Source organism: Hymenobacter siberiensis (assembly GCF_018967865.2).
GTDB lineage: Bacteria > Bacteroidota > Bacteroidia > Cytophagales > Hymenobacteraceae > Hymenobacter > Hymenobacter siberiensis.
Window position 1 is genome coordinate 1,157,174 of record NZ_JAHLZY020000001.1, and the last position, 13,900, is coordinate 1,171,073.

Annotated in this window: 12 protein-coding genes; 6 read left to right on the forward strand and 6 right to left on the reverse strand. The window is 58.2% G+C overall.

The window, feature by feature from the left end; translation table 11 throughout:
• Window positions 1–85 precede the first annotated feature (85 nt).
• From allB to KQ659_RS05120, 6 genes are all read left to right on the forward strand, one after another.
• Window positions 86–1,423, forward strand: a complete 1,338-nt coding sequence (allB, locus tag KQ659_RS05095) for an allantoinase AllB (RefSeq protein ID WP_216690007.1) — start codon at window positions 86–88, stop codon at window positions 1,421–1,423.
• A 4-nt stretch (window positions 1,424–1,427) separates the two neighbouring features.
• Window positions 1,428–2,690: an allantoate amidohydrolase gene (locus KQ659_RS05100; RefSeq protein WP_216690006.1), complete on the forward strand. Its 1,263-nt coding sequence runs from the start codon at window positions 1,428–1,430 to the stop codon at window positions 2,688–2,690.
• Window positions 2,691–2,844: 154 nt separating this feature from the next.
• Window positions 2,845–3,591 carry a (S)-ureidoglycine aminohydrolase gene (gene allE, locus KQ659_RS05105; RefSeq protein WP_216690005.1) on the forward strand — a complete coding sequence of 249 codons (747 nt, stop codon included), beginning with the start codon at window positions 2,845–2,847 and terminating at the stop codon, window positions 3,589–3,591.
• A gap of 319 nt (window positions 3,592–3,910) precedes the next feature.
• Window positions 3,911–4,420, forward strand: coding sequence for a 2-oxo-4-hydroxy-4-carboxy-5-ureidoimidazoline decarboxylase (uraD, locus tag KQ659_RS05110; RefSeq protein ID WP_216690004.1), 510 nt, complete (start codon window positions 3,911–3,913; stop codon window positions 4,418–4,420).
• Complete coding sequence (gene uraH, locus KQ659_RS05115) at window positions 4,417–4,755, forward strand: hydroxyisourate hydrolase (RefSeq protein ID WP_216690003.1); 339 nt, start codon at window positions 4,417–4,419, stop codon at window positions 4,753–4,755. Before uraD ends, uraH begins: the two co-directional genes overlap by 4 nt.
• A gap of 158 nt (window positions 4,756–4,913) precedes the next feature.
• Window positions 4,914–6,347 (forward strand): DUF6986 family protein, encoded by a 1,434-nt coding sequence (locus KQ659_RS05120; protein WP_216690002.1) that lies wholly within the window; start codon window positions 4,914–4,916, stop codon window positions 6,345–6,347.
• A 182-nt stretch (window positions 6,348–6,529) separates the two neighbouring features.
• Here KQ659_RS05120 and KQ659_RS05125 read toward each other — a convergent pair whose 3' ends face one another.
• The 6 genes from KQ659_RS05125 to KQ659_RS05150 all read right to left on the reverse strand — a co-directional run bounded on the left by KQ659_RS05125 (window position 6,530) and on the right by KQ659_RS05150 (window position 13,871).
• On the reverse strand, window positions 6,530–7,027 hold the full coding sequence (locus KQ659_RS05125; protein WP_216690001.1) for a hypothetical protein: 498 nt from the start codon (window positions 7,025–7,027) through the stop codon (window positions 6,530–6,532).
• Between the two features lie 384 nt (window positions 7,028–7,411).
• Window positions 7,412–8,278 (reverse strand): hypothetical protein, encoded by an 867-nt coding sequence (locus tag KQ659_RS05130; RefSeq protein ID WP_216690000.1) that lies wholly within the window; start codon window positions 8,276–8,278, stop codon window positions 7,412–7,414.
• The gene (locus KQ659_RS05135) at window positions 8,275–9,120 is read right to left on the reverse strand and encodes a HipA family kinase (RefSeq protein WP_216689999.1); all 846 of its coding nucleotides are present in this window, start codon (window positions 9,118–9,120) and stop codon (window positions 8,275–8,277) included. The genes KQ659_RS05130 and KQ659_RS05135 overlap by 4 nt, the downstream gene beginning before the upstream one ends.
• Window positions 9,121–9,237: 117 nt before the next feature.
• The gene (locus KQ659_RS05140; protein ID WP_216689998.1) at window positions 9,238–11,553 is read right to left on the reverse strand and encodes a xanthine dehydrogenase molybdopterin binding subunit; all 2,316 of its coding nucleotides are present in this window, start codon (window positions 11,551–11,553) and stop codon (window positions 9,238–9,240) included.
• Window positions 11,554–11,708: 155 nt separating this feature from the next.
• Window positions 11,709–13,250 (reverse strand): FAD binding domain-containing protein, encoded by a 1,542-nt coding sequence (locus KQ659_RS05145; protein WP_216689997.1) that lies wholly within the window; start codon window positions 13,248–13,250, stop codon window positions 11,709–11,711.
• Window positions 13,251–13,394: 144 nt separating this feature from the next.
• Window positions 13,395–13,871: a nucleoside deaminase gene (locus KQ659_RS05150; RefSeq protein WP_216689996.1), complete on the reverse strand. Its 477-nt coding sequence runs from the start codon at window positions 13,869–13,871 to the stop codon at window positions 13,395–13,397.
• Window positions 13,872–13,900 lie beyond the last annotated feature (29 nt).

Here is a 13,900-nt window from a genome sequence, read left to right on the forward strand (position 1 = left end):
ACGTTCTTTCTACTTTGTTAATCATAATCCCGCTAATTAATTAAACCGGGAAAAAGCTCCCAATTTAGCGCCAAATTCCGCTACTATGTCAACTCTTGCTTTGCGCAGCCAGCGCGTGGTCACACCCGAGGGCGAGCGCGCCGCTACCATCCTCATCGAAAACGGCCGCATCACCGCCCTGCTGCCCTACGAGGCCGAAATCGCGGCCGATTCGGTGCTCGACGTGGGCCGCCGCGCCGTGCTGCCCGGCATAATTGACCCGCACGTTCACATCAACGAGCCGGGCCGCACCGACTGGGAGGGCTTCGATACGGCCACTCGGGCCGCGCTGGCCGGCGGCCTCACCTCGCTGGTCGATATGCCCCTGAACTCGGCCCCGGTCACAACTTCGGTGGCGAATCTTGAATTGAAAAAAGCCGCTACCCAGGGCCAGCTACACTGCAACGTGGGCTTCTGGGGGGGCGTGGTGCCGGGCAATGCGGCCGAGATTGAACCGCTGATTGCGGCCGGCGTGCTCGGCTTTAAGGCCTTTCTCACGCACTCTGGGATTGACGATTTTCCCAATGCCACGGAGGAGGGTTTGCGGCGCGTGATGCCGATTCTGGCCCGGCACCGGCTGCCGCTGCTGGTGCACTGCGAACTATCCGAAGACAACGACGACTGGAAGAAAAACGACCACCGCTCGTACCCCAACTACCTGGCCTCGCGCCCCAAAAAGTGGGAGGATGATGCCGTGAATATGATGATTCGCCTGTGCGAAGAATTCAACTGCCCGGTGCACATCGTGCATTTGTCGTCGGCCAACTCCATTGCGCCCATTGCCGCCGCCAAGGTCCGGGGCTTGCCGCTAACGGTGGAAACCGGCCAGCACTACCTCTATTTCAACGCCGAAGATATTGCCGACGGCCAAACGCAGTTTAAGTGCGCCCCGCCCATCCGCGAGCGGGCCAACAACGAGCAACTCTGGGCCGCCTTGCAGGCCGGCATCATCGACTTCGTAGCCACCGACCACTCGCCCGCGCCGCCCGACTTGAAGCAGCTCGAAAGCGGCGACTTCACCACGGCCTGGGGCGGCATTGCCTCGCTGCAGCTGGCCCTGCCGGTGCTCTGGACGGCCGCCCGCCCGCGCGGAGCCACCCTGAGCGATATGGCCCGTTGGCTGAGCGCAAACCCGGCGAAGCTGGCGGGCCAAAGCGAGAAAAAGGGTCGGATTGCGCCCGGCTTCGACGCCGATTTAATCGTTTTTGACCCCGAAATGACCTTTGTGGTGAGCGAGGAGCTGCTTCAGCACAAACACAAAGTGTCGCCTTACATTTGCCAGGAATTGGCGGGCGTGGTGGAATTAACTTTTCTCATGGGCGAGCAGGTTTTTCAGCGTCCCGATTTCACTCATCTCAACCACGGCCAGTTTTTAACCCGGTAGCGGAATGCAGCACGAATACACAGCCCGCGCCGAGCAGATTATGCGGCGCATCCAGGAGCTGGCGGCCATCAGCGAAGACGCCGATAGCGTGACGCGCACCTTTGGCACGCCCGCCTTTCTGGAGGGCCGCGCCCTGGTGCAAAGCTGGTTTGAAGCCGCCGGCCTGCCCACCCGCGTCGACGGCATCGGCAACCTGCGCGCCCGACTGGAAAGCCCGAACCGCGACGCCAAAACCTTCGTGCTGGCCTCGCACATTGATACGGTGGTGAACGCCGGTAAATTCGATGGCCCGCTGGGCGTGCTCATGGGCCTCGATTTGCTGGAAAACCTGATTGCGCAGAAAGCCGAGCTGCCGTTTCATATCGAGCTCATTGCCTTCAGCGACGAGGAAGGCGTGCGCTTCCACACCACCTACCTGGGCAGCCAGGTGGTGGCCGGGGCCTTCGACCACGCCCTGCTGGCCCGGTGCGACGAGGCGGGCATCTCCCTCAGCCAGGCGCTGGAAGCCATGGGCGGCAATACCTCGCAGCTCTCGCTGGATGCCATTCCGGCCGCCGAGTGGCTGGGCTATTTCGAGCTGCACATCGAGCAGGGCCCGGTACTGTGGGAACGCAACGTGCCGGTAGCGCTGGTGACGGCCATTGCCGGCCAGCAGCGCGTCGAGCTGACGTTTACCGGCATGGCCGGCCACGCCGGCACCGTGCCCATGGCCATGCGCCAGGATGCCCTCTGCGCCGCCGCCGAGTTTGTGCTCATCGCCGAGCAGTTTGCGCAGGTGCACGGCCGGGGTCTGGTGGCCACGGTGGGCAAGCTGGCCATCAGCCACGCGGCCAGCAACGTAATTCCCGGCGCGGTAACCTGTAGCCTCGACCTACGCAGCCCCGACGAGCAGGCCCTCACCCAGGCCTACGACTTCCTGCGCAGCCACGCTGAGGCCTTGGCCCTGCAGCGCAACGTGAAGCTGAGCTGGCAGCTCATTCAGCACACTGCGCCCGTGGCCTGCGACTCCGCGCTGAATAGCCTGCTGGCCCGGGCCATTGCCGAAACCGGCTACGAAACCATTGCCTTAGTAAGCGGTGCCGGCCATGATGCCGTGCCCGTCTCGTTCGTGGCCCCGGCCACGATGCTGTTTATTCGCTGCTACAAAGGCATCAGCCACAACCCGCTGGAAGATGTGGAGCTGCTCGATTTGGCTGCCGCCATCGCCGTGGCCGACCGCTTTGTTTCTGAATTAAAAATTAAAAATGAAGAATTGAAAATGAGCTGATAAAGAAGCTGTTTAGAAAGTCCCCGAACGGTCATGCAGCGCGCAGCGAAGCATGACCGTTTGAGTACCTTTTGTGACTTTCTAAACAACTCCAATGCTCAGAATCCTTCTAAAGCAATTTCTAATTCTTCATTTTTAATTTTTAATTCCATTCATGGAAATGTCTGCCCTGACGCGCTCGGTCACAAAGCGCAACCACGCCATCATTGCCCCCGACGGTTACATCAACAGCAACGTGCCCGGCTGGACCGGCTGCACCGTCAACGTCATCATCAACGAGCAGATGGGCGCCTGCCTGTGCCAGACGCTCGTTACCCTCACCGCCGCCGGCCAGCTGCTGGGCAAAACCGAGGCTTCGCAGATATTTTTCTACGTGGTGGAGGGTGAATGCCAGGCAGCCGTGGGCAGCGAAACCCGGATTCTGACGGCGGGCCATTACGTGTATGTGCCAGTAGGCCAGGCGTATGGATTCGCCAATGCCGCGCCCGATACGAAGATTCTGACGTTCCACAAGGTATATGAGCCGCTGGCAGACCAGGCCACGCCCGCTATTCATTGGGGCGAGCGGGATTTGAGCAAAGCGCCCGTGTACATGAACGACGAGGCTCTGCGCATCCAGGAGCTGCTGCCCAATGAGCTGGGCTTCGACATGGCCGTGAACATCTTCACCTACGGCATCGGCGGCAACTTGCCCATGGTGGAAACCCACATCATGGAGCACGGTCTGATGTATCTGGAGGGCCAGGCCATCTACATGCTTGACCACTGCTGGTACCCGGTGAAAAAGGGCGATTCCATCTGGATGGCCCCGTATTGCCAGCAATGGGCCACGGCGATGGGGCAGGAGCCGTCGGTGTACATCTATTACAAGAACGTGAACCGGTTTCCGACGGTGCGGTAATTTCAGGAACGTCATGCTGAGCGTAGCCGAAGCATCTCTGCCGCACAAGTAATTTCTGCCGAATGAAATTTATTGAACGGTTGCTTTCTGCGCTGGCGTGGCTGCAAATCCTTGTTTCGCCGGCTATTATTGGTGCAATTACTGGCACGCTTATCTGGCTTTCCTGGCGAGGCGTCTTGGGCGTTGCGTGCAGCTGTTGCAATAACGGGTTTAGTTGCTGGAGGTGCTTTCGCTGAAAAAACACGGCGTAACAAAGGCACTATTGAATTTATGTCACGTACCATAGCTCACCCAGAATTGTGCGAAAAAGAATTAACGAATGACCCTAGCCGAATTAAATAAGCTCTCCAAAACTGCCCTCGCCGCCGCCCTGCAAACCTGCTGTGGCTCCACCGCGTGGGTCGAAAACATGGTCGTCCGCTTCCCCGTTTCCGATGTGGAAACGCTGATGGACGAAGCTAAAACCCAGTGGAACAGCCTGGCCGAAGCCGACTGGCGCGAAGCCTTCACCCACCACCCCAAAATCGGCGGAGATGTGGAGGTCCTGCGCGCCAAGTTCGCCAGCACCAGCACCTGGGCCGAGGGCGAGCAGGCCTCGGTGAAACAGGCTTCGCAGGAAACGCTGGAAGCATTGGCGGCGGGCAATACCGAATACGAAAATAAATTCGGCTACATATTTATTGTGTGCGCCACCGGCAAATCGGCCGAAGAAATGCTGGCGTTGCTGCAAGCCCGACTGGCCAATAAGCCGGAAGATGAAATTTTAATTGCCGCCGGCGAACAGGATAAAATTACCCGTATTCGCCTCGAAAAAATCCTTGCCGCATGAGTCAGATAACAACCCATATTCTCGATACGACGAAAGGAAAACCCGCTGTGGGCGTGGCAATTGCCCTGTGGCAGCAGGTCGGCGATTATTGGCAGGAAATTGCGGGCGGGATGACCAACTCCGATGGTCGGATTCCCGATTTATTGCCGAAGGAAAAGCAGTTGGAGCCCGGCGTTTATAAAATGAAATTCGATACGCAGGAATATTTCGCGCAGGACGGTACCGCGAATTTTTATCCCTTCGTAGAAATCGTTTTTAACGTGACCGGCAATGAGCACTACCACGTGCCGCTGCTGCTGAACCCGTTTGGGTATTCCACTTACCGCGGGTCGTGAGCCCGTCATGCCGAGCGCAGCCGAGGCATCTCGCTCGCTTCGTTGCAATGCCATTGATTTACTGCTGCACGCGAGATGCCTCGGCTGCGCTCGGTATGACGTTCAGGTTAGGCGCGCCTGACAACCGAAAACTGACAACTGACAACCAAATTCCCACCATGAAACTCAGCTTACCCGAATCCGACAAAGCCGCCCTGCTCGACGAGCTGGGCACGGCCAACCTGGCCTTCCAGCGCATTTACCCCGGCGACCGGCCCGACCGCCAGCCCGTGCACACCGTGTACGGCGGCGCCAACCTCTTCAAGGCCGATACCTGCATGAAAATCGGCGATATCGCCCTCAATAATCTGCTCACCTACGCGCCCAACTTCGTGGAGCTGGCCCGCGTGCTCGAGCTGAAAAACCACGAGCACCTGCCGCACCTCGAAGCCGACGTGGCCACCCTAACCGCCAAAATCGATGCGATGAGCCCCGAGGACCGCAAGCAGGAGCCCGCCTGGCTGGCCTACTCGGTGTACAACAAGATTGTGGCGAAGCTGAAGCGCGAAGCCGTGGAAGACTTCCGCATCGACTTCGAAGATGGCTTCGGCAACCGGCCCGATGCCGAGGAGGACGAAACCGCCGTGCGCGCCGCTAAGGAAGTAGCTAAGGGCATGGAGCAAGGCACGCTCTCGCCGTTTATCGGCATTCGCATCAAGCCCTTCACCGAAGACCTCAAGCAGCGCGGCGTGCGCACGCTCGATATCTTCCTGACCACCCTGCTGGCCGAAACCGGTGGCAAGCTGCCCGCCAATTTCGTGGTGATGCTGCCCAAGGTCACCATCCCCGAGCAGATGACTACGATGGTGCGCTTGTTCGAGCTGTTGGAAAAGGCCAACGGCCTGGCCCCCGGCACCCTCAAAATGGAGACGATGGTGGAGGCCACCCAGATTATCATGGACGAGGAGGGACGCAACCCGCTCATGCGCATCATCCGGGCCAGCGATGGGCGCTGCATCGCGGCCCACTTCGGCACCTACGACTACACCGCCAGCTGCGGCATCACGGCCAAGTATCAGACCATGGGCCACCCCGTGAACGACTTCGCCCACCACATGACCAAAGTGGCCCTCGGCGGCACCGGCATCTTCCTCTCGGATGGCGCGACCAACGTGATGCCCATCGGCCCGCACCGCGGCGAGAACCTGAGCTTCGCCCAGCTGCGCGAAAACCGCGAGTCGGTGCATAATGCCTGGCGCCAGGCCTACCACCACAGCACGCACTCGCTCATCAACGGCTTCTACCAGGGCTGGGACCTGAACCCCGCGCAGCTGCCCATGCGCTACGCTGCCACCTACAACTTCTTCCTGAGCAGCTACGACGACGCGGTGTTCCGCCTGCGCACCTTCGTCGAGCGCGCCGCCATCTCCACCCTCACCGGCGACATCTTCGACGATGCCGCCACCGGCCAGGGCCTGCTCAACTTCTTCCTTAAAGCCCTGAACTGCGGCGCGATTTCGGAAGAGGAGATTCTGGCAACGGGCTTGACGCTGGAAGAGGTGCAGACCCGCTCGTTCTACCGCATTCTGGAGGGGCGGCGGGCGAAGGCGTAGGTTGAGGCGGGGCGTTCTGGCGTGCGCCTCATCCTCCAGCCCCTTCTCCGAAAAGGAGAAGGGGGCTAGCCGTAATTCTAGCTCTAAAGACCCAGGTTATAAAACTAAAATCTAGTTCCCCTTCTCCTTTTCGGAGAAGGGGCTAGGGGATGAGGCGCACGCCAGAACGCCCCCCGCCAGCCCTACAGCCAGGCGGCGCTCAGGGCGTAAGACACGGCCATGAACCCCGAGAAGATGGCGCTGGCCATGAAGCGCCGCTCGGTGGCTACGCAGTTCTGAATGTAGTAGTTGGCCGCCAGCGAAACCGGGGCGTTCAGCAGGAAGGAGCGGCCGGCGACGGGCAGCAGGGCCAGCGAAATCGTTTCGGTGGCGCCCCCAAATATGGCCAGAAACACGTAGTGCCGGGCAATCCAGAGCGGGTTGAAGTAGAGCAGGGTGAGGGCGGCGCGGCTGGTTTTGCGTAGCTGGCTGCCGTCGGGTCGAGCCGGTACCCGCGCGTCGAGCCAGCGGAAAAAAGCCGGTACCTCCATGGAGTAGAGCAAGCCGCCCACCAGGGCCATGCCCAGCAGTCGCAGCAAGCTAAACTGATGCAGCAGCAGCGCGGCGGCAGTATCGCCGGCGGCATAAATCAGGAAGCCCTGGACGTGGGTACCAAGTGGGATAGAGCGGGTAAGTTGCAAGTAGGGGGGGGGGGCGTAAAATCGGGGTGCAAAAGTATGAAAACCATTTCCGGCGTCATAGGGGCGACGAAAGAAACCGGCGGGTGGCGTTGCAAAGCCCGCACCGGTTACCCCTTCCTTCGGCGCTGCCGCCACCGGCCCGCGCCCGCCCAACTCCTTTCCCAAAGCCCTGAGCTGCGGCAGAAACGAAAAGAGGCTGAAGCTACAAGAGCTTCAGCATAGAACCTGCTCGTTCTTCTACATCATAGTGGGGAGGGAAATATTTAATAGAATTTAGTATTCATTCGATAAAACAGAAAGGGATTCTTTCTACTTACTAAATTTGGTAAGTAGAAAGAATCCCTTTTTGCGGTTGACTATAAGTGAAAAAAACTCGTAATTAATTTAAAGGGTAATTATTTCAGAGAATTTCTTGTAGTCGTGAGATTCTAAAGTTGTGACGACATCATCAATATCTTCGATAGGTTTCATGTCGAAGTCCTTTGTATCATCCTTGTATGCGTTGTTCAGTATTTTGCTCTGCTCAACTCCTGTTGGACTATCAAAATAGACAGTGTACTTGCCACGCCCTCTGAAATTTTTATTTCGAGCAAATTGCTTTAGACCTTGCACTAGAGCACGAAATTCATAGAGCTTGCTTTCGATATTAGAAGGTGTTGCAGAAAAGTCTATAGCATTTCCTGCTAAAATATTTCCGTTACAACTGATAAAGTCGACTAATTGTGGTCGGTAAATTGTCCCAATTACTTCTTCAGGAATTTTGTAGTTTAAGTTCGTTTTTTGAGCAAAAACTGGGTTTAGTAGATGACTTTTTACTTTCTTGTAAAAAGTTTCGTGTTTATCTTTCGGAGTAATTATGCTCTCGCCAACATAAAGTTTGAATAACTTCTTGAAGTCATCATCGGATATCTGTTTAGGTAGTATTTTAGGCTCCTTAAACTCAATAATGCCGTCATTGTATCTGTTCAAATATTCAAAATAGCTGTGCGAATATTTGTAATTATCAATAAAGAGCTTTTTTAATCCGTTTTCTGCAGAGTCTGACTCCTTGGCATCTTTGCTGATGTTGATAAAAGTTTTGCTTAAAGACGGATATATGTCTCCAGATACCAGTTTGGTGCATATTTTGAGTTTGCTGTCAGACCAAGCAAATATGTTTCTTTCTTCCCCGCCCACAAAAATACCAATACAGATTTTTTCGTCCGAAACGGGGTTGGTTTTTATGTAAATTAGCGAAATGAAGCTTTTCATTTTGTCTTAGATTTAAAACGCTGCACAGTTTGAAGCAACTGCTGATATATGTCATCCAAACGATTTGAGTCGCAAATGAAAGATTTTATTCTATTATTTAAATTTTTTGTCAGATTCCAATCTTGTGGCAGGCAGGCAAAAACCTCGTCAACAATGCCACAAAGCAATTCAGGGTTGCAAAGATAAAGATATTCGTCCAGAGTCTGCTTTATCAGGTCGAACTCCAGAAATTCTATTGCTTTTACGCAAATAGGACTTCTGATAATTGTCTCATTTATATTGAAAGGAATGCTTGAACTAAATGTTCCGACTTTTCCTCTTGACGAAAAGCAATCAAAATGGTCTATTGCAAATAATTCGGTGGGCCTAGTTTTTGTTATAATTATATTAAAATTCTCTTCATTTCTGTCTCTATTATCTACATGTAGGTCAAAGAAAGCAATTTTGACGAAGTCGATAGGGTTTTTGTAAAGGTTGAACGCAGTTTTATCAACAATCGTTTCCTGTTTATTAAGCATTATATGTTCCTGAGAAACATTTAGAGAGCCGAAAGCAGTGACTCCGGCTTTAAAATACTGAGTATTTTTCTTTAATAGAGATGCATCAAAACTGTCCTCAATTATATTGACAAGTGCTATTTCGGGTGTTGTGACGCCAAAATGATTTGCCAAATTGGTGCATATTATCTCATATACAAGGCAATCGAACTCATTGGGTTGCATTATGTATTTTACGAAATATGGTTCGTATCCTACATCGGTTTCACATGTGAATAGCATAGGAGCGCTGCTATTGCATATTTTCTCCTTTTCAAAGCTAAAGCTGTTGACTACTTTAATCATTCTTGCTCATCTATAGAATATTGAAATCCGCTCCAGAAACCGAAGGTAGTAGTTATTGGTCCAAAAAAAGATACAGTTGCTGCCATGATATCAACACTCTTTTAGTAATTAGAACCACTATTGCGGAACAGGCTCCCCTCTTTTTTGTAGAGGGGCTGGGGGTGAGGTTTGTCCGTTAGCAAACTCCGGGTACAAGCTCACCAGCACCTTTTCCGGCGTGAGTGGGGAGGAAAATGGCAGCGCCGTATGCCCCTGGAAGGCCCGCACCGCGTCGCGCAGGGCGAAGTAGGTGCCGATGCCGTACATGAGCGGGGGCTCGCCCACGGCCTTGGAGCGCAGGATGGCCTTGGGGTGGCCCGGCGTGTCGAGGAAATGCACGTCGAGCACCCGGGGGGCGGCGTAGATGTCGGGGATTTTGTAGCTGTTGAGCGAGTTGCTGAGCAGGCGGCCCTCGGCGTTGTAGGCCACTTCTTCCATGGTCATCCAGCCGATGCCCTGCACCGCGCCGCCCTCAATCTGGCCCCGGTCGATGACGGGGTTGAAGCTCTGGCCGAAATCGTGGGCAATTTGCAGGGCATCCACGGTGTAGGTGCCGCGCAGGCAGTCCACCGTCACGCTGGTCAGGGCCGTGCCGTAGACGTGGTAGGCGAAGGGGTGGCCGGTGTTGGTGGTAGCGTCGAAATGCAGGTCGGGAGTGGCGTAGTGGGCGTTTTCGGTGAGGGCCACGCGCTTCCAGAAGGCCGACGACACCAGCTTCTCCCAGTTGGTTTCGGCGGGCACGCCGGCGGCCAGCACCTGCTCGTCGTGGATTTCGAGGCCCTCGTAGTTGAGCGTGTATTCGAGGCAGGCGTGGCGCAGCAGCCGCTCGCGCAGGGCGGCGCAGGCCATTTCGGTGGCCTTGCCGTTGAGGTCGGCGGTGGCGCTGGCGGCGCTGGGCGAGGTGTTGGCCACGCGGGTGGTGTTGGTGGTTTCGATTTTGATGCGCGAAATCGAAATGCCCAGCGTGCGGGCCGCCACCTGCGCGATTTTCGTGTTCACGCCCTGGCCCATTTCCACCGCGCCCGTGCTGATGCCCACCGAGCCGTCGGAGTAGATGTGTACCAGCGCCCGCGTCTGGTTCATGGGCGTTTTGGTGAACGAGATGCCGAAGCAAATCGGCATCACCGCAAAGCCCTTCTTTTTCAGCTTATTCGACTGGTTGAACTGCTCAACATCGGCTCGGATACCCGCCAAATCGAACTCCTGCGCGGCCGTGTCCCAGGCCTGCTCGGCGTGGCACATCTCGGCCGGCTGGCGGTACGAGAAGAGGTCGCCCTCGCGCAGCAGGTTTTTGCGCTGCAGCTCGAAGGTGGGCAGGCCCAATTCTTCCGCCGCTTTGGCCAGGGCCGACTCCATCACAAACATGCCCTGCGGCCCGCCGAAGCCCCGGAAGGCCGTGTTAGGCGGTAAGTTTGTTCGGCACGAAAAGGCCGTGGCCGTCACGTTGGGTACGAAATAGGCGTTGGTGGCGTGGAAGAGCGTGCGCTCCAGCACGGCCGGCGAGAGGTCGGCGGCAGCCCCGGCATTCTGGAAGAAAGTGACTTCGTAGGCCGCGATTTTGAGGTCGGCATCGAAGCCGATTTTGAAATCGGACGAGTAGGGGTGGCGCTTGCCGGTCATGCGCATGTCGGCCATGCGGTCGAGCACCAGCTTCACCGGCTTTTTGGTGAGGAACGCACCCAGGGCGGCCAGGGCGGCCCAGGGCGTGGCCTGGTCTTCCTTGCCCCCGAAACCGCCGCCGAGGCGTGTCACATCCACTTCTACCTGGTGCATACCCAGGCCCAGTACGTGGGCCGTATGGCGCTGCACGGCCGTGGGCCCCTGCGTCGAGGAAATCATCCGTACCCCGCCCATCTCGGTGGGAAAGGCATAGGCGCCCTGCGTTTCGATGTACAGATGCTCCTGCCCGCCGCTCTCGGCCACGCCCTCAAACACGTGCGCGCACTCCGCCCAAGCCGCTGCCGAGTCGCCGATTTTGAAGGTGCGAGGCGGCACAATCAGCTCGCCCTGAGCGGCCGCCACCCGCGGGTCGGTGATGATGGGCAGCGGGTCGATTTCGACCTTAATCAGCTTGAGGGCGGCGTGGGCCTGCGCCTCGGTGCGGGCCAGCACCAGCGCCACCGGCTGCCCCCGGAAATGCACGTGCCCCTCGGCCAGCAGCGGCTCGTCGGCCACGATGCCGCCAATCTGGTTGATGCCGGGAATGTCGGCCGCCGTGAGCACGCGGGCCACGCCGGGCGCGGTCAGCGCGGCGCTGAAATCGAGGCGGCGGAGCACGCCGTGGGCCAGCGGGCTTTCAAACACGGCCGCGTACAGGGTGCCCTGCTGCACGGGCACGTCGTCGAGGTACTGCGATTCGCCGCGCACGTGGCGGTTGGGGTCGAGGTGGTTCATGGTTGGAGTTTCGTTCGGGCGGGGCGCCTCACTCCCTGACCCCCTCTCCGAAAAGGAGAGGGGGCACCGGCTATGCACGGACGGAAATCGTCAGGCTCCCCGCTCCTTTTCGGAGAGGGGCCGGGGGTGAGGCGAACGTTAGGCGCTACTTAAATTTAAATCAATTCATCCACCGCCAATTCCGGCGCTGCCTCCAGGAAATGCGCCCACAGCAGCTGGCGCAGCAGCAGGCGCTTGTAGTCGGCGGTGCCGCGCACGTCGGAAATCGGGCTGATTTCCGCCTGCATCACAGCGTTGGCGGCGGTCAGGGTTTCGGCCGTGAGCTCGCGGCCAACCAGAAACTCGCTGGTGCGGGCCAGTAGCAGCGGCACTGGCCCCACGCCGCCCGCCGATACGCGGGCCGCCTGGATGATGCCATTTTCGACCCGCAGCCAGGCGGCGGAATTCACGCTGGCAATATCGAGGTGGGTGCGCTTGGATACTTTTTCGAAGTGGAAGAAGTCGCCCGCCAGCGGGGTGGGGAAGCTGATTTCGGTGACCTGCTCGTCGGCCACTTTCGCCAGCTTTTTGTAGCCCAGGTAGAGGTCGGGCAGGGCCAGCTCACGGGTGTTGCCAGCTGCGTCGAGCAGCGTGACGGACGCGCCCAGGGCCAGGAACATGATGGTGAGGTCGCCGATGGGCGAGCCGTTGATGAAGTTGCCGGCCACCGTGCCCATGTTGCGGATGGGCGTGCTGCTCACCAGCTTCAGGTATTGCGGCAGGTTGGGCAGCAGCCCGCGCAGCAGCTCCGATTCGAGCAGTTGGCTGGCCGTGGTGGCGGCGCCCAGCACCACGCGGCCGGTGGTTTCGCGCCGAATGCCGCGCCGGCCGGGCTGGTCGAAAATCAGCCGCACGCCCGGCTGCTCGCGCAATTCTTCGAGGCGCTGCACCAGCAAATCGGTGCCTCCTCCAATGAGTGGTGAGGTGGTGAGGTGGTGAGATGGTGAGTGGTCGTTCTGGCTTTGGGTGTGGCCGTTGGGCGAGCTTGAAACCGTGCTGCCGCCGTTGGCGTGGGGCGTGGTGGCCGCTGCTACTGAAGCAGCAGTGGCTTGAGCAGCCTGCGGGGCAGCGGGGCGCAGGCCAGCCAGCTTGGCCGGGATTTCGGCAAAATAGCGGGGCACGAACTGCTTCTCGCTGAGCCAGGCCAGGGCGTTTTCGGCGGGGCGGCCGGCCAACTCGGCGGTTAGGGTAGCGGCGGCGCGCTCCAGGCTCTTGTAGCCGGTGCAGCGGCAAATGTTGCCGTCGATGGCCGCGATGGTGTTCTTCTCCGTAGCTGGCTGCCCGCTCAGGCTGTGGCCGGTGAGCGACATCACGAAGCCCACCGTGCAGAAGCCGCACTGCGAGCCGCCCTCGTCCACGATGGCCTGCTGCACGGGCGTGAGCTGGCTGCCGGCCGCGTTGATGCCCTCTACGGTGACGATGTGCTTGCCGGCGGCGTTGCCCAGCGGCGCGAGGCAGCTGGTCATGCTTTGGTAGCTCACGGTCTGGCCGTCGGCGCTCAGCTCGCCCACCAGCACGGTGCAGGCGCCGCAGTCGCCCTCGCGGCAGCCGATTTTGGTGCCCTTCAGCTGCTCGTGGTAGCGCACGAAATCGAGCAGGGCGCTGGCCGGCGCCTCGGCAGTGCGGATGGGCTGGTCGTTGAGATAGAATTCAATCATAGTAGCTTGATGCGATTCAGAAAGCACGTCAGGTCGAGCGTAGCCGAGACATCTCGCGTGCAGTAGTAATCAATGTCTTTGCAACGAAGCGGGCGAGATGCCTCGGCTACGCTCGGCATGACGTTCCGGAACGGTAGCTAATTATTAATACTCGGTCCGTCCTTCCAGTTCCGTCCAGGCCTTAAATCCAGCCAAAGCCTCATCGCGCAGCAGCTGCGTCATGGGCAATTTACGGCCTTCCATGGGGCGGTCCAGCTCTTCGTAGATGAACTGGTCGTCGAAGCCGATGGCGGCGGCGTCAGCCTTGGTGTTGCCGTAGAACACCCGGCGCGGCCGGGCCCAATAGATGGCGCCCAGGCACATGGGGCAGGGTTCGCAGCTGGTGTATAGGTCGCAGCCGTCGAGCTGGAAGGTGCCCAGCGCCTTGCAGGCTTTGCGGATAGCATCAACCTCGGCGTGGCAGGTGGGGTCGTGGGTGGTGGTGACCTGGTTGAAGCCGCGGGCAATGATTTGGCCGTCCTTCACCACTACTGCACCGAAGGGGCCGCCGTGGCCGGCCTTCATCTGGTCGATAGACAGGCGAATGGCTTCGCGCATGAATTCGGGGTTGGGAGCTTCCATGGGTGGGGTGGAAAAGTTGAGCGGCAGCT